At 63.8% G+C, this 18718-nt stretch carries 18 protein-coding genes and 4 tRNA genes; 15 read left to right on the top strand and 7 right to left on the bottom strand.

The features are described from left to right. The 4 genes from AB5Y95_RS06740 (at position 1) to mdtD (ending at position 4723) form a co-directional block, all read left to right on the top strand. Positions 1 to 618, top strand: coding sequence for a LysE family translocator (locus AB5Y95_RS06740; protein WP_010635972.1), 618 nt, complete (start codon positions 1 to 3; stop codon positions 616 to 618). Between the two features lie 123 nt (positions 619 to 741). Continuing rightward, positions 742 to 2136 carry a D-arabinono-1,4-lactone oxidase gene (locus AB5Y95_RS06735; protein WP_368160198.1) on the top strand — a complete coding sequence of 465 codons (1395 nt, stop codon included), beginning with the start codon at positions 742 to 744 and terminating at the stop codon, positions 2134 to 2136. A 9-nt stretch (positions 2137 to 2145) separates the two neighbouring features. Then, positions 2146 to 3273: a GTP-binding protein gene (locus AB5Y95_RS06730; protein WP_368160195.1), complete on the top strand. Its 1128-nt coding sequence runs from the start codon at positions 2146 to 2148 to the stop codon at positions 3271 to 3273. A gap of 61 nt (positions 3274 to 3334) precedes the next feature. Further along, a complete protein-coding gene (gene mdtD, locus AB5Y95_RS06725; RefSeq protein ID WP_005305583.1) occupies positions 3335 to 4723 on the top strand; it encodes a multidrug transporter subunit MdtD in 1389 nt (462 codons plus the stop codon). Positions 4724 to 4732: 9 nt separating this feature from the next. On the opposite strand, the gene AB5Y95_RS06720 is transcribed toward mdtD, so the two are convergent. From AB5Y95_RS06720 to folB, 3 genes are all read right to left on the bottom strand, one after another. Further along, positions 4733 to 5215 carry a YbaK/EbsC family protein gene (locus AB5Y95_RS06720; protein WP_368160192.1) on the bottom strand — a complete coding sequence of 161 codons (483 nt, stop codon included), beginning with the start codon at positions 5213 to 5215 and terminating at the stop codon, positions 4733 to 4735. A gap of 121 nt (positions 5216 to 5336) precedes the next feature. Continuing rightward, positions 5337 to 5846 (bottom strand): 2-amino-4-hydroxy-6-hydroxymethyldihydropteridine diphosphokinase, encoded by a 510-nt coding sequence (folK, locus tag AB5Y95_RS06715; RefSeq protein WP_117405598.1) that lies wholly within the window; start codon positions 5844 to 5846, stop codon positions 5337 to 5339. Between the two features lie 52 nt (positions 5847 to 5898). Further along, the gene (gene folB / locus AB5Y95_RS06710; protein ID WP_010635977.1) at positions 5899 to 6270 is read right to left on the bottom strand and encodes a dihydroneopterin aldolase; all 372 of its coding nucleotides are present in this window, start codon (positions 6268 to 6270) and stop codon (positions 5899 to 5901) included. A gap of 176 nt (positions 6271 to 6446) precedes the next feature. On the opposite strand from folB, the gene plsY reads away from it, so the two are divergent. From plsY to AB5Y95_RS06680, 6 genes are all read left to right on the top strand, one after another. Next, positions 6447 to 7109, top strand: a complete 663-nt coding sequence (gene plsY / locus AB5Y95_RS06705) for a glycerol-3-phosphate 1-O-acyltransferase PlsY (RefSeq protein ID WP_016352149.1) — start codon at positions 6447 to 6449, stop codon at positions 7107 to 7109. Between the two features lie 47 nt (positions 7110 to 7156). After that, positions 7157 to 7232, top strand: a tRNA-Phe gene (locus AB5Y95_RS06700). Between the two features lie 52 nt (positions 7233 to 7284). Continuing rightward, a tRNA-Thr gene (locus AB5Y95_RS06695) sits at positions 7285 to 7360 on the top strand. Between the two features lie 3 nt (positions 7361 to 7363). Further along, positions 7364 to 7439, top strand: a tRNA-Phe gene (locus AB5Y95_RS06690). 8 nt (positions 7440 to 7447) lie between these two features. Continuing rightward, a tRNA-Asn gene (locus AB5Y95_RS06685) sits at positions 7448 to 7523 on the top strand. Positions 7524 to 7778: 255 nt separating this feature from the next. After that, the gene (locus AB5Y95_RS06680; protein WP_042006215.1) at positions 7779 to 9122 is read left to right on the top strand and encodes a potassium channel family protein; all 1344 of its coding nucleotides are present in this window, start codon (positions 7779 to 7781) and stop codon (positions 9120 to 9122) included. 27 nt (positions 9123 to 9149) lie between these two features. On the opposite strand, the gene AB5Y95_RS06675 is transcribed toward AB5Y95_RS06680, so the two are convergent. Beyond that, positions 9150 to 9494 (bottom strand): hypothetical protein, encoded by a 345-nt coding sequence (locus AB5Y95_RS06675; RefSeq protein ID WP_082033484.1) that lies wholly within the window; start codon positions 9492 to 9494, stop codon positions 9150 to 9152. A 380-nt stretch (positions 9495 to 9874) separates the two neighbouring features. Here AB5Y95_RS06675 and AB5Y95_RS06670 point away from each other — a divergent pair, with 380 nt between their 5' ends. Further along, on the top strand, positions 9875 to 11047 hold the full coding sequence (locus AB5Y95_RS06670) for a nucleoside recognition domain-containing protein (protein ID WP_026142035.1): 1173 nt from the start codon (positions 9875 to 9877) through the stop codon (positions 11045 to 11047). Positions 11048 to 11108: 61 nt separating this feature from the next. On the opposite strand, the gene AB5Y95_RS06665 is transcribed toward AB5Y95_RS06670, so the two are convergent. Further along, a complete protein-coding gene (locus AB5Y95_RS06665; protein WP_368160186.1) occupies positions 11109 to 12122 on the bottom strand; it encodes a chemotaxis protein CheV in 1014 nt (337 codons plus the stop codon). Positions 12123 to 12328: 206 nt separating this feature from the next. Here AB5Y95_RS06665 and AB5Y95_RS06660 point away from each other — a divergent pair, with 206 nt between their 5' ends. Next, entirely contained in the window at positions 12329 to 13048 is a 720-nt protein-coding gene (locus tag AB5Y95_RS06660) for an SDR family NAD(P)-dependent oxidoreductase (RefSeq protein ID WP_368160183.1), read from the top strand. Here AB5Y95_RS06660 and AB5Y95_RS06655 read toward each other — a convergent pair. Then, positions 13035 to 15101 carry a tRNA(Met) cytidine acetyltransferase TmcA gene (locus AB5Y95_RS06655; RefSeq protein ID WP_368160180.1) on the bottom strand — a complete coding sequence of 689 codons (2067 nt, stop codon included), beginning with the start codon at positions 15099 to 15101 and terminating at the stop codon, positions 13035 to 13037. The genes AB5Y95_RS06660 and AB5Y95_RS06655 overlap by 14 nt on opposite strands. Next, a complete protein-coding gene (locus AB5Y95_RS06650; RefSeq protein WP_201971916.1) occupies positions 15098 to 15409 on the bottom strand; it encodes an HlyU family transcriptional regulator in 312 nt (103 codons plus the stop codon). Before AB5Y95_RS06650 ends, AB5Y95_RS06655 begins: the two co-directional genes overlap by 4 nt. A gap of 136 nt (positions 15410 to 15545) precedes the next feature. On the opposite strand from AB5Y95_RS06650, the gene AB5Y95_RS06645 reads away from it, so the two are divergent. The 3 genes from AB5Y95_RS06645 to AB5Y95_RS06635 all read left to right on the top strand — a co-directional run bounded on the left by AB5Y95_RS06645 (position 15546) and on the right by AB5Y95_RS06635 (position 18682). Beyond that, a complete protein-coding gene (locus AB5Y95_RS06645) occupies positions 15546 to 15752 on the top strand; it encodes a bacterioferritin-associated ferredoxin (protein WP_329271945.1) in 207 nt (68 codons plus the stop codon). Between the two features lie 142 nt (positions 15753 to 15894). After that, entirely contained in the window at positions 15895 to 16374 is a 480-nt protein-coding gene (gene bfr / locus AB5Y95_RS06640; protein ID WP_005314068.1) for a bacterioferritin, read from the top strand. A gap of 202 nt (positions 16375 to 16576) precedes the next feature. Beyond that, positions 16577 to 18682: a DUF885 family protein gene (locus tag AB5Y95_RS06635; protein ID WP_368160177.1), complete on the top strand. Its 2106-nt coding sequence runs from the start codon at positions 16577 to 16579 to the stop codon at positions 18680 to 18682. Positions 18683 to 18718: the final 36 nt, after the last annotated feature.

Below are 18718 nucleotides of genomic sequence, written 5' to 3'. Positions count from 1 at the left end.
ATGACCGAACTGTTAGCCGTAGTGGCCATTACCTTCTTTGCCGTCATCAGCCCCGGGCCCGACTTCGCCATGGTGTCGCGTAACAGCCTGCTGCTCTCGCGCCGCAGCGGTGTGCTGACGGCGCTCGGCATAGGTGCCGGGGTCTGCGTGCACGTCACCTACACACTGCTCGGGGTGGGGCTGTTGATCCAGCAGTCGCTCTGGCTGTTCAACCTCATCAAGCTGGCGGGGGCCGCCTACCTCATCTTCCTCGGCATCAAGATGCTGCGGGCCAAACCGGCGACCGCCGAGGTGCTGGCCGACCAGCCCGCCCTCTCCAGCCTGGGGGCGCTGCGCACCGGTTTCCTGACCAATGTGCTCAACCCCAAGACCACCATCTTCATCGTCAGCCTGTTCATGCAGGTGGTGCAGCCGCAGACACCGCTGGCGGTCCAGCTCGGTTACGGCGCCTTCATCGTGCTGGCCCACGCCGTCTGGTTCAGCGCGGTGGCGATCTTCTTCTCCACTGACTCGGTACGGGGTCGGCTGTTGGCGGTGCGCCACTGGATCGATCGGGTGTTTGGGGGGCTGCTGGTGGGATTCGGCATGCTGCTGGCACTGACCCAGCAGACGCGCTGAGGCGAGGGGAGAGGCGCTCTCCCCTATCCACCCCCGACTGTAGGGGCTTGTTTTTCATGCCTTGTGGTCCGCTTTTCGGTAGAATTGGTGCTCATTTTGACGTCAATAAAGATGAGGGGCGGTATGACGGTCAGGTTCCAGGCATTTCACAGCATCAAGGCGATAGGTCAGCGGGAGGTGCTGTTCAACTGGTCCAGGACCAATCCCCTCGGTGCGCTGGAACAGGTGTGGCGTCCGAAGAATCGCGACGAACTGCAGCAACTGCTGCGGGAAAACCCCGAGCGCAAGCTGCGCCTCATCGGCTCCGGCCTCTCCTTCGAACCCATCCACAGCGTCTATGCCGAGGGTAGCCAGGCGCTGCTGGTGGACTTGCACCACCTGCGTGGCCAGTTGGCGCAGACCGCCGACACCGTCACCTATCAGGCGGGCACCCCGCTCGACACCGTCTACGCCGATCTCATCGCCATGGAGCGGATGCTGCCGGCTTCCCCCGGCGTCATCGGCATCCAGACCCTGGGCGGTGCGCTCAGCACCGGCACTCACGGCCAGGGGCTGCACCAGTCCGCCCTCTGCGATGCGGTGGCGGCCCTGACCGTGATGTTGGCCAGTGGCGACATCATCCGGGTGGATCGCACCGACTCGCGCTTTGGCGCCTTCGTGATGGGGATGGGCATGCTCGGCATCCTGCTCGACGTCACCTTGCAGACTGTGCCCAACCGCATCATGCGCTGCACCAAGTTCACCACCGACTACCCCTTCCTGCTGGAACACAACGAGCGGCTCAACCGCGAGCACGCCTTCGTGAAAAGCTGGTGGTTCGCCTGGACCGGCGAGAGCCACATCTGGCTGGTAGACCCCGCCTCCGAGGAGGAGGTGGCCCGCTACCGCGCCGGTGGCAGCGAGCCGCTGCTGCTGGAGGGCGACATCGATGCCCGCATGAATGCCACCATAGATGCGACTCTGCAGAAGATGGCCAAGGACACCAAGGATGAGGCGCTGGCCGGTGAGCACTTCGAGACGGTGCGCCGCTTCAAGGATGCCTCCGATCTGGTGGGCAACGTCTACCAGATCCTCTGCAAGGGGATCCCGGCGCCCCAGATCAACTGCGAAGTGGCGGTGCCGCTTAATCGCATGAACGAGGCGCTGGAGACCCTGCAGGCGTGGCAGCAGGCCAACCCCGGCGTGCTGCACTACCCCTTTATCCTGCGCTGCACCGGCCCCTCCGAAGCCTGGCTCAGCGCCGCCTACGATCAGTCTGTCTGCTGGATCGGGTTCCTGGTCTATCTGGCGGCGGACGGCACCTTCGTCAACGGCTCCATGGAGCAGATGCGCGAGCTGCAGCAACTGCTGGTGCCGCTTGGTGGCATCCCGCACTTTGGCAAGCACCTGGCGATGGATCTCTACGACTTCCCGGCCCTGCTGCCGCGCTGGCACGACTTCCTGGCCCTCAAGGGCGAGCTCGACCCCCACGGCCGCTTCGAAAACCGCTGGCTCGCCGACCTGTTTGCCAACCGGTAAGGATTTGACATGACCGATATGCAAGATACTCGCATCCCCGTGACCCTGCTGACCGGCTTTCTCGGCAGCGGCAAGACCACCCTGCTCAACCACTGGGTCAAGCAGCCGGAGCTCGGCGAGTGCGCGGTGCTGATCAACGAGTTCGGCTCGGTGGGGCTGGATCACCACCTGGTGCAGCAGGTGGACGAGCAGGTGGTGCTGCTCGATTCCGGCTGCATCTGCTGCTCGGTGCAGGGCTCCCTGGTGGAGGCGCTGCAGGGGCTGTTTATGAAGGCCATTCAGCGCAAGATCAAACCGTTCAAGCGACTCATCATCGAGACCACAGGCCTCGCCGATCCGGCCCCCGTGCTGTTCACGTTGAGGGAGGAGGGCTTTATCGCCCAGCGTTACCGCTTCGACGGCACCGTCACAGTAGTGGATGCCGGCCATATCGAGCAGCAGCTGGTGGCTCAGTATGAAGCGGTGAAACAGGTGGCGTTGGCGGATCTGCTGGTGGTGAGCAAGGGCGATCTGGTGGATGAGGAGACGCTGGTACGGGTGGAGGCCCAGCTGGCGACTCTCAACCCGGCGGCCCCCATCGAGCGGGTCAGCAATGGTGTGCTCTCGCCCGCCGTGCTGGAGAAGCTGGGGGCCTACAACGAAGCGGCCGGGCGCGACGTGCGCCAGCTGCTGGCCTGGCTGCGCACCGAATCCCCGAAACAGGGGCTGGCCTCGCCGATGCAGCCGAAGATGAAGCCGTTTGCCGCCAAGGTGGGCACGGCCGCGCCGACCCACTTCGAGCACGGCAATATCGAAAGTTTCTCCCTGCGCATCGGCGAGCCGCTCAAGCCCTCCCGCCTGCTGGCCGCCATCGACGCGGTGCAGGCGCAATACGGCGATGCGCTGCTGCGGCTCAAGGGCATCTTGCAGTTGGAAGGCGAGAGCCAGCCGGTGGTGATCCACGGCGTCCATGGCCAGCTCTATCCGCTGCAGGCGCTGGGAGAGTGGCCGGAAGGCAAGGCCCAGTCCCGGCTGGTGTTCATCGTGAAGAGTCAGGACAAGGTGGGCATAGAGCGGTTGTTCCTTGATACCCTCAAGGCCCCCGAGCCCAGCCTGGAAGAGCAGCTCAGAGCCATGCTCGGCCAGCCTGATGCCTGATGCAATGAGATGACCCGCGCTTGTGCGGGTCTTTTTTTGTCTGAAGAGGAGGTGGCTGCAGATGCCCGATAGCACACACATGGTGACCCCTGCCCAGCGCAAATGGCTGCCGCCGCTCACGGCGGTCGGTTTCTTCATGCAGACGCTGGATGGCACCATCCTCAACACCGCCCTGCCCAGCATGGCCGAGACCCTGGGCGAGAGCCCGCTGCAGATGCAGTCGGTGATCATCGCCTACATGCTGACGGTGGCGCTGCTCATTCCCGCTTCCGGCTGGCTGGCGGACAGATTCGGTACCCGCCGCATCTATCTGGCCGCCATCCTGCTGTTTACCCTGGGCTCTCTGGCTTGCGCCGCCGCCAACTCCCTGCCGGTGCTGGTGGCCGCCCGGGTGCTGCAAGGGATCGGTGGCGCCCTGCTGATGCCGGTCGGCAGGCTGGCGGTACTGCGGGTCTACAGCAAGCACGAGCTGCTGCGGGTGATGTCGTTCGTCACCATCCCCGGCTTGGTGGGGCCGCTCATCGGTCCGGCACTGGGGGGCTGGCTGGTGGAAGTGGCGAGCTGGCACTGGGTGTTTCTCATCAACCTGCCGGTGGGGTTGCTCGGCTTTATCGCCAGCTGGTATTTCATGCCGGACTTGCGCCAGAGCACGGCCAAGTTCGACTGGCAGGGATTCGTGATGTTCAGCGCCGGCATGGTGCTGGTGTCGGTGGGCCTGCAGGGGCTGGGGGAGCACAGCATCTCCACCGGCTGGGCGCTGTTTGCCCTGTTGTTCGGGCTGGCAGCCATGGCGAGCTACTGGCTCTACGCCGCCAATGCCGAGGAGCCGCTGTTCGGGCTGGGGCTGTTCAAGACCAGCACCTTCGCCATCGGCATCTGGGGCAACCTGTTCGCCCGCCTCGGCAGCGGCGCCATGCCGTTTCTCACCCCGCTGTTTCTGCAACTGGGGCTCGGCTTCTCGCCGAGCAAGGCGGGGATGACCATGATCCCCACCGTGCTGGGGGCCATGCTGACCAAGACGCTGGTGAACAAGCTCATTCCGCGCATCGGCTATCGCCGCATCCTGATCGGCAACACCCTGGCGCTCGGGGTGATGATCGCCAGCTTCTCCCTCATCGACAACCAGCTCCCCTACGGGGTGCTGCTGGGCTGGCTGATGGTGTTCGGCGCCATCAACTCGCTGCAGTTCTCCGCCATGAACACCCTGACCCTGCAGGATCTCAGCCCGGAGTTCGCCAGCAGCGGCAACGGATTGCTGTCGGTGGTGATGCAGCTCTCCATGAGCCTGGGGGTGGCCATCGCCGCCAGCCTGCTGGGGCTCTTCTCTGCCGGCTCGTCGGCGGCGGATGGCCAGTGGCTGGGAGGCTTTCACCTCACCTACCTCTGCATCGGCCTGATGTCGATGCTGGCGGCGCTGATCTTCGCCCAGCTGGCACGGGACAAGCGCTGAGCCGCGGGCTCAGGGGGCCGGCAGGTAGTTCACCTGGCAGGGCAGCTGGGCCAGCAGCCCGGACAGGTGAGCGGTTTCCAGCAGGAAGGTCTGCTCGGGGTGGCCTGGGGTCCAGGTAAAGGCGTGGTGGGTCATGAGCACCGGATCCACCAGCAGCGGGATGTCGGCGCGGGGCAGGAAGGGGCAGACCGCGCCCGGCAGGCAGCCGATTTCGGCCTGCATCTCGTCGGCGGTGCAGATGGAGGGCTTGGCGCCGAGCGCCGCCTTGACCGCCTTGTTGTCGAGCCGGCCGTCCCTGTGGGTCAGCAACAAGGCGAAGCGGCCATCCTTGAACTTGAGAAACAGGGTCTTGCTGAACTCGGCCTGCCAGCCGAGGCGGGCTCTCACCTTTTCATCGGTGGCGTAGTCGAGGATGGGCTCGTGCTCGAAACGCTGATGGGGCAGTTCGGCCAGCAGCCGGCAGTTGAAGTCGTGAATGGTATCGAGTGGCATGGGGTCCTCCTGTGATGGCGGCCATCCTGCCACTTGCCGTGGCGCAGGCCCAATCACGGTTTCTTATCCGTTATCAGCTCCGTCCATCAGCAACAAGGGCACCCGTGGGTGCCCTTGTCGTTCAGTGGTGCTGCAATGCGCCCGCTTCCCAGTGAAAGGGGATGGGGCAGAGCCGTTGGGAGGCCTTGTCGTAGCACGCCCACAGCTCGCCGATGGTGCGGCCATCGACGGGGTGGCAGAACTTGGGCGCCAGCTCTGCCAGTGGCCAGAGCACGAAGGCGTTGGTGAGGATCTCGCCGCGTGGCAGCACCAGCGGCGTCTCGCAGATCAGCTCGCCGTAGAGCAGCAGATCGAGATCCAGAGTGCGCGGGGCGAACTTCTTGGCATCCGGCTCGCGGCCGTGGGCGAACTCCATGGCGCGCAGTCGCTGACACAGGGTCGCCAGCGGCAGCTCGGTGTCGGCACCCACCACCAGGTTGTAGAAGGGGCGGCCGTTGAAGCCAACCGCCTCGCTCTCGAACACCCGGGAAACCTGCAGCTCGCCAAACTCGGCCTGCAGCGCATCGAGGCCGGCGCGAATATGGCGTTCCCGCTCGATGTTGGATCCCAGGCTGATATAGACACGAGTCATGCGGTGCTCCCTGTCATCTGGCTGGAACCCAGGCTGATATAGATGCGGGTCATCAGTTGGCGCTCGCGGCCGGGGTGCGGTGACGCAGGATCTCGACGCCGACACCGGCGGCATTGGGGACGGCACCCGGCTTGGTCAGGGTGACCTTGACCCACTGCACCCGTTCGTCGGCCAGCACCAGCATGGCGACCTGTTCGGCCATGGTCTCGACCAGCTCCACCACCTTGCTGGCGACGTGATCACAGATCTTGCGAGAGAGGGTGGCGTAATCCAGTGCCAGATTGATATCGTCGGTTGCGGCGGCGGGGCGGTTGTCGAACCCCATCTCGAGGTCGAAACAGAGCTTCTGGCGAATGCCTTTCTCCCACTCGTATACACCGATAGTGGTCAAAACCTCGAGTCCGCGAATAAACACCTTGTCCATGACAGTACTTCTTCTTTACTCTTGATGGGCTGTGATGACAGCGCAGGGATGCAGGCCTGGCCAGCGGATGAGTGCCGGCGGCCGGTTTGGGCGACACGCGGTGGGCAACCCCACGCAGGCGCCAGAGAATGTGGCCCGCATCATACCCCATTCATATCGTGGTAAAAACGACCAAGATGACGGCCCTGACGATTTTGATGATTATTCTGGCCTACCTGGGCGGCTCGCTGTCCAGTGCTGTGCTGGTTTCCCGCATCACGGGTCTGCCGGATCCCCGTGATCACGGCTCCCACAACCCGGGGGCCACCAATGTGCTGCGCCTCGGTGGTCGGCTGGCGGCCGTGGTGGTGCTGCTGCTCGATGTGCTCAAGGGCACGGCTCCCGTCTACCTCGCCTGGTATCTGCAGATCAAACCCGTCTACCTCGGCTTTATCGGGGTGGCTGCCTGTCTCGGCCACATGTACCCCATCTTCTTTCACTTCCGTGGCGGCAAGGGGGTAGCCACTGCGCTCGGCACCATGATGCCCATCGGCTTCACCATGGGGGGCGCGGTGATCGGCACCTGGCTGCTGGTGCTGCTGGTGAGCGGCTATTCGTCGCTGGCCTCCATCATTACCGTGTTGCTGACCCCGCTCTTTACCTACCTGCTCAAGCCGGAATACACGCTGCCGGTGTCGCTGCTCTCCTGCCTCATTCTGATCCGCCATCACGAGAACATCGCCCGCCTGCTGAAAGGGGAGGAGCCCAGAGTCTGGGGCCGCCAGAACCGCGCCGAGCAGGAAGAAGTGCTGGAAATGGATGATCCTGAGCAAAAAAGAGACGAACGAGACAAAAAGTGAAATTTCCCGTTGACCACCTGCCTTAAAATCCGTTTAATAGCGCCCACGCCCAGATAGCTCAGTCGGTAGAGCAGGGGATTGAAAATCCCCGTGTCGGCGGTTCGATTCCGTCTCTGGGCACCAAATTTTGGTGTCGTGAAAGAAAAACTTGTTCATGCACAATGGTTTAAAGTGTGCCGGCTTAGCTCAGTAGGTAGAGCAACTGACTTGTAATCAGTAGGTCACCAGTTCGATTCCGGTAGCCGGCACCATTTGCCCAGATAGCTCAGTCGGTAGAGCAGGGGATTGAAAATCCCCGTGTCGGCGGTTCGATTCCGTCTCTGGGCACCACTTATAATTCCTCCTTAGCTCAGTCGGTAGAGCGACGGACTGTTAATCCGCAGGTCGCTGGTTCGAGCCCAGCAGGAGGAGCCAATTCAAAAGCCCAGCAGCAATGCTGGGCTTTTTCTTTGCCCGTTTTCCGGCATCCGGTGCCCCATTGAGCAAGATCTCGCCAGCTCGGCGGCAAGTTGTCGCAGCGCCCCTGCCGTACCGTTCCCGCCAGTGACTTCCCCCGCCCGCCTAGTATGATGGCGTGATGAGTCCCTATTCTGCCCATCTTGCCCTGGCGGCCTCTGTCGCATCGGTGGGCGCAGGAAAACAGGATCGCTTTCTTGAGTGAGGTCATGCATGAATGCAACAGAGCTTTGGCAGCTTTCCCCCGAACAGTTCAACGAGTGGCGCCGGGCCAACGACTACCCCCTGATCTGGGATCTGCTGGTGGCATCGCTGCCCCATTTCGACGACTGGATGACGGAGCAGAAGATCGACAAGCAGGTGATCTTCCAGATCGGCATCGCCCGCTTCATCAGCTCCCGCTGCGTGCTGAGCCTGTGCCTCTACATGAGCGACGACAAGATCAGACTCTATGAGACCGCCTCGAGCGCGCTGGAGTCCCTGCGCAAGAGCGGGCTGATCCGCGCCGAGACGCGCTTTGAACCCTATTGCATGTGGCTGGCCGGCAAACACGGCAAGGACGAGGTGAAGCGGGTGCAGAGCCTGCTCTCGGTCTCCGAGAACAACAAGGGGGAGGCCCAGGTGCTGGGCAGGCACCGGCTGCTCAACATTGGCGGCGTCGAGCTCAAAAGCCCCATCATCTCCGGCCGGCTGCTCGACTTCACCTGCCTGGACGAGCTCTCGCTGGATGGCGCCGTCAACAACTCCAAGGTCTATCTGTGGCACTGCTCGGCCAAGGGGGTGAGGGTCAACGGCGGGGTGATCGGGCTCGATCTGTTCGACTCCCTGCTGTGGGACCACAGGGCCTGGGCCAAGAAGCGGGAGCTGGCGCTGGAGGACGGGGTGTTTCAGGACTTCACTATCGAGTGTGAAGAGATCCGCTTTCACTCCTCCCGGGCGGTGCTGAAAAACTTCAACGTGCGGGCCAAGAACTTCGACGCCACCATGGAGCACACCAACCTGGACAAGGTGCAGGTGGCCTACAACGAGAATGGCCGGGTCGATCACAGTGAGGCCAGCAAGCTCTATCGCAACGCCAAGCGGCTCTTCTCCAGCGTGGGCGACACCGTCGATGCCGGCGAGTGCTACTACAAGGAGAAGCTGCACGAGATGAAGTCGCTGGCGAGCCCCAGGGAGCTGTTCAAGGAGTGCTGGCTGCGCAGCGGCTTGCTCAAGAAAGGCTGGCTCACCCTGCTGTGCTACCTGAAATGCGCCGCCAAGTTCATCAGCTTCATCACCTGGGGCTTCGGCGAGCGGCCGATCCGCAGCCTGCTGCTGTCGATGGGGGTGATCCTGCTGGCGACCCTGACCTATTATCTGGCGCCGGGATCGGTCACCCATGACCATCTTGGACGCTCGCTCTATTTCAGCATCGTCACTTTCGTGACCTTGGGCTATGGCGACATCTCCCAGACCTCCTCCCCGCTCCAGCTGCTGTCGGCCATCGAGGCCTTCTGCGGCATGTTCCTGACCGGGCTGTTCCTGGCGGGGTTTGCCGCCAAGACCAAGCAGTATTGACGGCGCGCCGGTCACTGGCCGAGCAGGTCAGCCGGCTGGCGTGATCTCCTGCATCTTGAGCCAGAAGGCCTCCTGGCAGGGGTTGTGGAACAGCTTGCGCACAGGGGTGATGGGGATGGGGCTGGCGACCACCCGGTAGCTGATCCAGCACTCCGGGCAGACTTGTGAGGAGGGCTCTTCGTCCAGCTCCAGCTGGTGGCAGATGACCACGCCGTTGGCGAACCAGTAATGGGTCTGCCGGTGGTGGGTCAGGGTGCCGCTCTCGTCCTGCTCGCTGTGTTGTTCGCTCTGCTGGCGGACGAGTATCGCCGGTCCTGCCTGGCGATGGATGGCCCTGATATAGGTCACGAGGTCGTTCATGGTGCTGCCCATGTTGCTGCCGGATGGTGAATGACGGAGTCGATTGCCGATGGGGAAGCTTACCCGCGCAGGCGCTGAGCGGCAATCCGCTCCGGTCGCCCCTTGTTTCGCCGACCGGCCCCAGTTGCTATACTGCCGCCCCGTTTCGTCGCCAGGCAGGCCGTGGTGCCGGTGCGCTGGCGCGAGACAGGCAGACTGGACAGGATCGTCCGGCCACCCGTTTTCTCCTCCCCGGTTCAGTCGCCAGCGTGGTGGACAGTCAGTCCGCATGGCACAGCTCGAGCCCGGCAGAAGAATCAATGCAAGGAGCCCTTGTCGCAAGACAAGGGCTCCTGCTTTATGGGTGCCATAACAACAATACTCACCACACAGCGACAGATTTCAGGATTGGTATGGAAAATCAAGCAGTTAAAGATTCTCACCAGGGGGCGGCCTCCCTTCGCCGCTGGCTGGAGCCGGTATTGGTGCTGGCCATCCTCGGCAGCCTGTTTGGCTACCTCGGCAGCCAGATGGGCCTCTCCGCCCTGGTCAACACCCTGTTCAACACCGCCCACCAGCTGCTGCTCAATACCGTGCTCTTCATCATGGGCATTACCGTGCTGTCTGGCGCGCTCAGCCAGCTGCTCAGCGAGTTCGGGGTGATCCGCTTGCTGGAGGTGCTGCTGGCGCCGCTGATGAAGCCGGTGTTCCGGCTGCCGGGCCGCACCGCACTGGCGGCCCTGATGACCTTCTTCTCCGACAACCCGGCGGTGATCAGCCTCGCCAGAGACAGCCGCTTTCGCAAGGGCTTCACCCCCTGGCAGCTGGTCTCGCTCACCAACTTCGGCACCGCCTTCGGCATGGGGTTGATCGTGGTGACCTTCATGGCCACCCTGCAGTTGCCGGGGGGCGAGTCCACCGCCAGCGCGGCGCTGATCGGCCTGCTCGGCGCCCTCATTGGCTCCGTGGTGTCGACCCGCTTGATGCAGCGGATGATCCGCCCGCTGGTGGGGGAGACCCCGATCGCCGACGAGGTGGCGAGCGTGGGGGCCAAACCCGGCCTGAGCCGGGAGGCGGCGCCTACATGGCTGCGGGTGCTCAACGCCCTGCTGGACGGTGGCAAGTCCGGGGTGGAGCTGGGGATGGCGGTGATCCCCGGGGTGCTCATCATCAGCACCTTCGTGATGCTGCTGACCTTCGGCCCGGGCGAGCAGGGGTATACCGGCGAGGCCTTCCAGGGGGTGGCGCTGCTGCCGGTGCTGGCGGCCAAGGTGGGCTGGCTGTTCGAGCTGCTGTTCGGCTTCACCCACGCCGAGCTGGTAGCCTTCCCGGTCACCTCGCTGGGGGCGGTCGGGGCCGCCATGTCGCTGGTGCCTCCCTTCATCGGCAAGGGCTGGATCACCGGCAACGAGGTGGCGGTGTTCACCGCCATGGGCATGTGTTGGAGCGGCTTCCTGAGCACCCACACTGCCATGCTGGATGCACTCGGCTATCGTCATCTCACCTCCCGCGCCATCGTGGCCCACACCGTCGGTGGCTTGTGTGCCGGGGTGGCGGCTCACCAGCTCTATCTCTGGCTGGGCTGATCCATCACGCAAGCAAAAGGGCGCCTCGGCGCCCTTTTGCTTGCGTGGCCGACCGGCGGCCTCACAGGTTGCCCGGTTTGGGAATGGGGATGCCGAGCAGGAAGTTGTCCATCATGCCGACCATGCGGCCCAGCTCCGGTTTGGTGATGGTGTCGTTGGCTCCCAGCTGCAGCGCCTTCTGGCGGTTGTCATCGCTCATCAGCGACGAGAACATGACGATGGGAATGGTCTTGAAGGCGGGGGTGTCGCGCAGCCGCTTGAGCAGGTGCATGCCGTCCATGCGGGGCATCTCCACGTCGGTGATGATGCCGCTGACGAACTCGGCCACCGGGATCTTCTCCTCCTGCGACAGACGATCGAACTCCATCAGCATCTCCAGCCCGTCGCCCCCGTCCTTGGCGGTCACCACGTTGTAGCCCGCGGTGCGCAGGGTGGTCTCGATCATCTTGCGGATGAAGGCGGAGTCGTCCACCACCAGGATGGTTTTGGCCTGGCGCATGGCCATCATGCGATCGTCGATGATGACCTTGCGATCCTGGGTCACATCGTACTTCTCCATGCTCAGCTCGGGGTTGATGTCGGCGATGATCTTCTCGAAGTCGAGGATCATGATGAGGTTGCCGTCGCGCCTGACCACCGCCACCACGCAGTCATTCTCGCCCGCCTCCAGGAACTGGCTGGGGGACTCCACATCCTCCCAGGAGACCCGGTGGATCCTGCTGACGCTGTCGATGAGGAAGCCGTTCGCCATCTTGTTGAAATCGGTGACGATGACCACCTTGTTGCTGTTGTCCGGGTTGGTTTTGATACCAAGCCAGCCGGCCAGATCCACCAGCGGGATCAGCCGCTCGCGCAGGGAGAAGACCCCCACCATGTGACGCTGGGCGTTGGGGTAGTCGGTGGTTTCCGGCACCCGGATCACCTCGCGCACCTTGGCGACGTTGATGCCGTAGTAGGCTATTTTCTCGCGGCCATCGGGCAGCTGCTTCTTGAGGTGGAATTCGATGATCTCGAGCTCGTTGGTGCCGCTCTCGGTCAGGATGGATTTACGCTCTTCCCCGTCTTTGGACATCATGGTCACTCTCGTGCTTCTGGTTGCGCTGGCAGCACCCGCTGCGGTTTTCCCTCAGTATAGGAATGGATCCGCCGACGACGGCGGGATCCACACAAGATCGCCTCCATAACCGCTTGATCCCGCAGGCTGGAAGGCGCGTATCAGCCTATCAGGAAAAGCGCGGGGCGATGGAGAAGGCCATCACACTCGCCACAAGGGGGCTCGTCATGGAAGAGAGTGTCGTGGTGATCGGCGCCGGCGGAGGGCTGGGAAGCGCCCTGGTCGAGCACTGGCTGGCGGCGGGCGCCGCGCCCGTCATCGCCGTCAGTCGCCAGCCGCAACCGGCGGGGGTCAATAGCCACAAGCTGCACTGGCTGCGCTGCGATTACAGTGATGAACAGCTGGCAGAGGTGGTGGCCCGTATCGGCGAGCTGGCGCCGAGGCCTCGCTGGCTGGTGATCTGCAACGGCCTGCTGCAGCAGGGAAGCATCCGGCCGGAGAAGCGGCTCGAGGTGCTCAACCTCGAGGCCATGACCCAGCTCTACCAGACCAACGCCCTGCTGCCGCTGCGCTGGATCAGCCAGCTGCTGCCCCTGCTGGGGTCGAGCCCCTGTACCCTGGCGGTGCTCAGTGCCCGGGTCGGCAGCATCGGCGACAACCGTGCCGGGGGCTGGTATGGCTATCGCGCCGCCAAGGCGGCCCTCAACATGCTGCTCAAGTGTGCCGCCATCGAGCTCGCCAGACGGGCGCCCGGCGTCAAGTTGCTGGCGTTTCATCCGGGCACGGTGGATACCGCGCTCTCGCGACCGTTTCACGGCAACTTGGCCGCCGGCAGCCTGCACAGCCCGCAACAGGCTGCCTCGCATTTGGTGACGCTGATGGCGCGGCTGACAGCGGATGGCGAGCTGAGTTACCTCGACTGGCGAGGCGAGCCTATCGAGTGGTAGCGGGCGGCAACAGCCGGGCCAGCAGGCCGCGCAGCGCCTTGATGACCGCCGGCTTGCCCGCCAGTTGCAGCCTGGCCGCCAGCGCTCCCCAGTCGGCATATTGCCAGATGGTGGCGATCAGCAGTTGCCGCTCGGCGGGGTCAAGCTGTGCCAGTTTCGTCAGGTTGCCCGCCAGCCAGCGTTGCAGGCTGGGTTGGCACAGCTCGAACGGCTTGTGGTGGTGGGCAAAGCAGGCCAGCTCATCCTTATCAAAGGCATCGAGCCCGCTCGAGCTGGCCTCCGCATCCTGCAGGCACTGCCACACCAGCTCGGATTCAAGGGTTTTCAGCTCGCCCGCCAGCAGGGTGGGCAGCTGGCGCACGAAGCGTTGGTGCCAGTCGGCCAGCTCGGCGGTGCGAGCCGGTTGCAGCGCCTTGAGCAGCAGGGCAGCGTGGCTGCCGCTGGCGGCATCCCGCTGCAGGCCGATGCGCAGCACCCTGAGCCCGGCCTTGTGCCAGAATGGCAACAAGTCGGCGCTGGCCGAGAAGGCGGAGCCCAGATAGTCGAGCCCTGCCGCCTGATAATGCTGTTCGAGATGGGCCAGCAGGAGCGACCCCAGCCCGTGGCGATGCAGCGCCGGATGGATGGCGATGCGCATCACCCGGGCGTAGCTGCGCGCACCTGCGGTCTTGAAGCCGGCGTGCGTCAGCAGCGACTGGGGCAGCAGATGACCGCGCGGACGGCGTCGGCCGGCCCAGATCGCCTCGGCCAGCTCAGGATCTATCTCTCCTTCCCGGGCCACCAGCGCCACCCCGAGCAGATGCGGACCCTGCTCCAGCAGGTGGATGTCGAGGGCGGGGCTCTCCAGCAGGTAGCGTAGATCGCTCGGTGTGGTCTGGTAGTGGGCCAGCACCAGCAGGCCGAACACCCGATGGAGCAGCCCCTCGTCGGCAGCCAGTGCATCCTGCTCGAGCCGGCGCCAGCCAGGCTGGGTGGGCGCTGGCGGCGTCTCGACCTCGGCGTTGAGGCCGAGCAGTCGGAAAACCAGCGGCTCCAGCGGATCCCGGCTGCTCCAGCGGATCGGCTCGGCCAGGTGGATCTCCTGCCAGCCGGGTGTCTCGCGATCGAGTACCCGCTTGAAGCGCAGGTGAAAACCGCGCCCGGTGCCCTCGTAGCCATGTTCTGTGGTGGCGAAGACGATGCGACCGTGCCGGGCCAGCATGGCCTCCAGCAGCGGGGTGGGAATGGCGGCGGCTTCGTCCACCAGCAGCAGATCGGGCTGCAACGGCTCGTGCACCAGCCGATCCGGCGAACAGTAGCTGAGCCCTGCCAGCAGTTGCGGCGCATCTTCAAGGGCGAGAGCTGCGTGGGCAAACAGGGTGGCGACCGTAGCCTGGGAGGGGGCCGTCACCAGGATCTGCAGGTCGGGTTGTTGGCGCAGCAGCTCGGCGACGGCCAGCCCCAGCAGGCTGCTCTTGCCGCGGCCTCGATCCGCGCTCAACACCAGCGGGCGGCGGCGGTGACCGTGCAACACCTTGTGGATGGCGGGCAGGGCGCGGGCCTGATCGCTGCTCAATGGCTGCGCTGGCCCAACCGGCTGCCACGGGGTCGGCGTGGCAGGGGGCGTCAGCTCGAGGGCAGGGTCGCCCGCCAGCAGTCGCACCAGCCGGGCGAGAAAGCCGTGGCCTGCCAGCGCCATATCTTCCGGTTGTGCCACCAGCCGAACCCGGTCCGGATCCGGCCAGGCAGGCCATTGGGCTCGCGGCGGGGTCAGCAGCAGCAGTAGGCCGCCCGCCCGCAAGGTGCCCGCCAGCGCCCCGAACGCATCGGGGTGAAAACCGCTGAACGCATTAAACACAAGCGTGTCGCACTCCTGACCGAGTCGCTGCAGCGCCTTGGCTGCCGGCTGCGGGTTGTGCTCGCTCGGGCCATCTCCCAGCCAGTAGCTGATGCCGCTTAGCAGCGCCTCGGCTCGGGCGATGCAATCGGCCTCGTCACCTTCCAGCCAGATCAGCCGCCGTTCACCGGCGCGGGCCAGCGCCTGGCGCAACTCGTCGAGCGCAGCCGGCATCATGAGGCGGCGCTGTCGGCCGGTTTGCGGGGCTCGAACATGCGATCCCCCATCTGGTCGATGAAGGTGTGCGCCTTCTGCACCATGAAGCGCTCCGCATCGGCGGGGTTGGCAAACAGATCGGAGCGGATGAAACGGTGGGTCTGCAGCACGCCGTCCAGCTCCTTGGTGATGCGGCCCGCCAGCCGATACTGACCCCCTTCGGCCATGGGCTCGGGATAGATGAGGTAGCCGGCATATTCGGTGGGGGTGACTTCGGCGGCGGGAGCGGGCTGGCCGCCAAACAGGGCAGTGAACAGTTTCTTGAGCATGATGTTTCCCTCAGTGACAGGGCATTGTCACCAAGGGGTTGATGGCTGGCAAGCGGGGATCTTATTACCAATCGTTATTTGCACTACGAACCATTCTCATTTAGATTTCATGGCAATCCAGCATGAGGTAAACACTATGTACGTCTGTTTGTGCCGCGGCATTACAGATTCCCAGATCCGCAAGGCGGTACAGGCAGGCAAGACCGAGTTTCGCCAGCTCAAGCAGTCGCTCGACGTCGGCGCCCAGTGTGGCAAATGCGTGCGCATGACCATGGAGATCATCGCCGCCGAACTCGACAAGGCCGAGCTGGATCAGGCGCCGCTCTACTACGAGGTGGCCTGAGCAGAGCTCGTCGCCGGCAAAACCGGCCCGTCTTTTCAATCCCTTCCCACTGGCGAGCAAGCTCGCCGGACCTCCTGTTGTCATCTTTCTGGACTAAGCTCTAAGGATCTAAGCCTCAGGCACGAACCAAGGAGCACTGTCGATGAAAGGAGATCCCAAGATCATCGCCCACCTCAACAAGGTGCTGGCCAATGAGCTGATAGCCATCAACCAATATTTTCTGCATGCCCGCATCTATGATGACTGGGGCCTCAAGGCGCTCGGGCACAAGGAGTATCACGAGTCCATCGATGAGATGAAACACGCCGACGAGCTGGTCAAGCGGGTGCTGTTTCTGGAAGGGCTGCCCAACTTGCAGGATCTGGGCAAGCTGCGCATCGGCGAGACGGTGGAGGAGATGCTGCGCTGTGACCTGTCGCTGGAGATGGATGCCATCCCGGATCTGAAGGTGGCCATCGCCTATGCCGAGTCGGTGCAGGACTACATCAGCCGCGACCTGTTTCAGGATATTCTGGAAGATGAAGAGGAGCACGTGGACTGGCTGGAGACCCAGCTCGATCTCATCGATCGCATCGGGCTGGAGAACTATCAGCAGTCCCAGCTGCATCACGGCTCGTCCTGAATAGTTATGGCATGAAAAAACGATTAAAAAACCCGCTCAGGCGGGTTTTTTAATGTCCGTCTGCATAGCTTTTCATGGGCCTTATCATCATGAAAAGTAAGCTTATTTTTGTTAATCATGTCGCAAAAAAGCGAGCGAGAGAGGTGCACTATTGGAACCCCTTTTCGGGGGCAAACAATAACAACGGTTAAAGGACTACACCATGCACTTCTTGCCCAACAAACTGGCGCTGGCTTGTGCCATCGCACTCTCGCTTACTGCCTGCAATGACAACAGCTCCAACGCGCCGGCGGATCCCGCCGCCACCAAGACCTACCTGATGCAGACCATGGACGAGGCCCTGCGCGAGAGCCAGGCGCTCGACCCCTACGGTTTTGCCATCGATGCCGCCAGCATCGCCAAGCGCAAGACCCTCGACAGCGCCCTGCTCAAGCGGCTGGATGCCCTGGACGTGAGCGTGCTGAGCGAACGTGATAGGTTGTTCTACGACATGATCCGCTGGGATCTGCAGATCAACCTGACCGGTTACGATCTGCCCCAGTCCCAGATCCCGATCCACCACTTCAGCAACCGGGTGGTTGATCTGGCCGATGAGGTGGGGGCCGCACCGGCCAGCGGCAAAGCTGCCCGCACCGTCGAGCCCGGCTTCGACTACTTCGAGCAGAGTTCGGCCGAGCGGGTTGCGCCGGGGGATGCCACCTGGCGGCGCGACATCGATCGCCCGGCAGCGGCACCGGTTGTGGCCAGCAAGGCGAGGGCCGCAACCGCACCACTGGCCTGGTATCAGGAGCACCTCAGCTGGCTCAAGGCCTATGACGGCTACCTTGCCGAGGTGAAGCACCAGTTCGAACTGGGCAGCGCCCAGGGCAATACCCTGCCAGACGAGCTGGTGGACCGGCTGCTGGCCCAGCTCGACAGCAAGCTGGAGGGCGAGGCGATCGCCGGTTCCTACCTCGGCTGGCAGCAGCTGCCGGGAGAGGCGGACGAGGCGCTGCGCACCGAGTACAAGGGGGTGCTGGACAGCATCAACGGCCGCTATCTGGCGCTGCGCGACTACCTGGATTACCAGCATGGCGGCGCCTATGCGGTGCGCCTTGGCAGCGGTGAGTGCGACGACGGCTTCTGCGGCATGACCAACGGGCGCGACTGGTATCGCTGGCTGCTGAAGAAGCACACCACCACCGACATGACGCCGGAGCAGGTGCATGAGCTGGGGCTGAGCGAGGTGGCGCGGATCTTCGGCGCCATGGTCAAGGTGTGCCATACCGTCGGCAAGTGCGACAGCGACGACGTGGCCCATAGCAAGCAGAGCGGCCAGATCTACGCCTTCTTCCGCTACCTGAACGAGCCGGCCTTCTTCTATCAGAACCCGCTGGCGGTCTGGTCGGCCGGCCTCAACCCCGGCAACGTTGCCGGTGCGACCTTGAGCGGGTCGCAGCAGCAGGCGCTGGCCGAGCACGAGCGGGCACTACAGGAGTACAACGCCTTCAAGAGCAAGGCCGCGCTGGTGCTGCCGGACTTCTTCGATGCCGAGCGCACCATTCCCAAGCTGGATTACGAGGTGGTGCCTGTCTCCTATAAGGACGCGCCATACGGCGGGGTGGCCTGGTATCAGGACGGCAACCCGCAGACGGGCCGCAAGGGGCGCTTCTTCCTCAACACCTACTACCCCTATGGTCTGCAGAGCTGGAACATCAGCACCCTGCTGGCCCACGAGGCGGCGCCGGGTCACCACTTCCAGATCACCATCGCCCAGGAGCTGGCCGCCAAGGATCCCGACTTCCCGCAGTACGTGGCGAACGCCTCCTACACCGCCTATGCGGAGGGCTGGGCACTCTACACCGAATACCTGGCGGATCACGACATGGGGCTCTATCAGGGGCGCGGTCTCTACGATCCAGCGGTGGGAGACGTGAAGGTCGAGGGATCGTCCGCCTTCAACAACCAGCTGCAGTACTTCGGCCGCCTCAACGAGGAGATGCTGAGGGCGATGCGGCTGGTGGTGGATACCGGCATCCACTGGTATGGCTGGAACCACGACCAGGCCGCCAGCTACATGAAGGAGAACTCGGCGCTGGGGGACGGGGACATCAGTTCCGAGGTGCCGCGCTACATGGCCTACACCGGCCAGGCGACCTCCTACAAGGCGGGCCAGCTGGCGCTGATCCGGATGCGGGAGTCGGCTGAGCAGGCGCTGGGCGCAGGCTTTGACCTCAAGGCGTTCCACCACCATGTACTGGAATACGGCATGCTGCCCATCTCGGTGCTGGAGCAGAAGAACAAGCAGTGGATTGAACAGTCGAAGTGATCACAGTTACGGCGCCCGGCAAGGCAACGGGCGCCG

The organism is Aeromonas sp. R5-3 (assembly GCF_040908225.1).
Taxonomy (GTDB): Bacteria; Pseudomonadota; Gammaproteobacteria; order Enterobacterales; family Aeromonadaceae; genus Aeromonas; species Aeromonas dhakensis.
This window is presented reverse-complemented; position numbering and strand designations above follow the sequence as displayed.

What these genes read in the sequence shown, in the direction of transcription:
- AB5Y95_RS06665 (WP_368160186.1), bottom strand. Translation starts at nt 12,122, where the DNA reads ATGATGTCCAAAGACGGGGAAGAGCGTAAATCCATCCTGACCGAGAGC.
- AB5Y95_RS06635 (WP_368160177.1), top strand. Translation starts at nt 16,577, where the DNA reads ATGCACTTCTTGCCCAACAAACTGGCGCTGGCTTGTGCCATCGCACTC.
- mdtD (WP_005305583.1), top strand. Translation starts at nt 3,335, where the DNA reads ATGCCCGATAGCACACACATGGTGACCCCTGCCCAGCGCAAATGGCTG.
- AB5Y95_RS06740 (WP_010635972.1), top strand. Translation starts at nt 1, where the DNA reads ATGACCGAACTGTTAGCCGTAGTGGCCATTACCTTCTTTGCCGTCATC.
- AB5Y95_RS06650 (WP_201971916.1), bottom strand. Translation starts at nt 15,409, where the DNA reads ATGCTCAAGAAACTGTTCACTGCCCTGTTTGGCGGCCAGCCCGCTCCC.
- plsY (WP_016352149.1), top strand. Translation starts at nt 6,447, where the DNA reads ATGACGGCCCTGACGATTTTGATGATTATTCTGGCCTACCTGGGCGGC.
- AB5Y95_RS06675 (WP_082033484.1), bottom strand. Translation starts at nt 9,494, where the DNA reads ATGGGCAGCACCATGAACGACCTCGTGACCTATATCAGGGCCATCCAT.
- AB5Y95_RS06730 (WP_368160195.1), top strand. Translation starts at nt 2,146, where the DNA reads ATGACCGATATGCAAGATACTCGCATCCCCGTGACCCTGCTGACCGGC.
- AB5Y95_RS06735 (WP_368160198.1), top strand. Translation starts at nt 742, where the DNA reads ATGACGGTCAGGTTCCAGGCATTTCACAGCATCAAGGCGATAGGTCAG.
- folK (WP_117405598.1), bottom strand. Translation starts at nt 5,846, where the DNA reads ATGACTCGTGTCTATATCAGCCTGGGATCCAACATCGAGCGGGAACGC.
- AB5Y95_RS06655 (WP_368160180.1), bottom strand. Translation starts at nt 15,101, where the DNA reads ATGATGCCGGCTGCGCTCGACGAGTTGCGCCAGGCGCTGGCCCGCGCC.
- AB5Y95_RS06720 (WP_368160192.1), bottom strand. Translation starts at nt 5,215, where the DNA reads ATGCCACTCGATACCATTCACGACTTCAACTGCCGGCTGCTGGCCGAA.
- AB5Y95_RS06660 (WP_368160183.1), top strand. Translation starts at nt 12,329, where the DNA reads ATGGAAGAGAGTGTCGTGGTGATCGGCGCCGGCGGAGGGCTGGGAAGC.
- AB5Y95_RS06680 (WP_042006215.1), top strand. Translation starts at nt 7,779, where the DNA reads ATGAATGCAACAGAGCTTTGGCAGCTTTCCCCCGAACAGTTCAACGAG.
- folB (WP_010635977.1), bottom strand. Translation starts at nt 6,270, where the DNA reads ATGGACAAGGTGTTTATTCGCGGACTCGAGGTTTTGACCACTATCGGT.
- AB5Y95_RS06670 (WP_026142035.1), top strand. Translation starts at nt 9,875, where the DNA reads ATGGAAAATCAAGCAGTTAAAGATTCTCACCAGGGGGCGGCCTCCCTT.
- bfr (WP_005314068.1), top strand. Translation starts at nt 15,895, where the DNA reads ATGAAAGGAGATCCCAAGATCATCGCCCACCTCAACAAGGTGCTGGCC.
- AB5Y95_RS06645 (WP_329271945.1), top strand. Translation starts at nt 15,546, where the DNA reads ATGTACGTCTGTTTGTGCCGCGGCATTACAGATTCCCAGATCCGCAAG.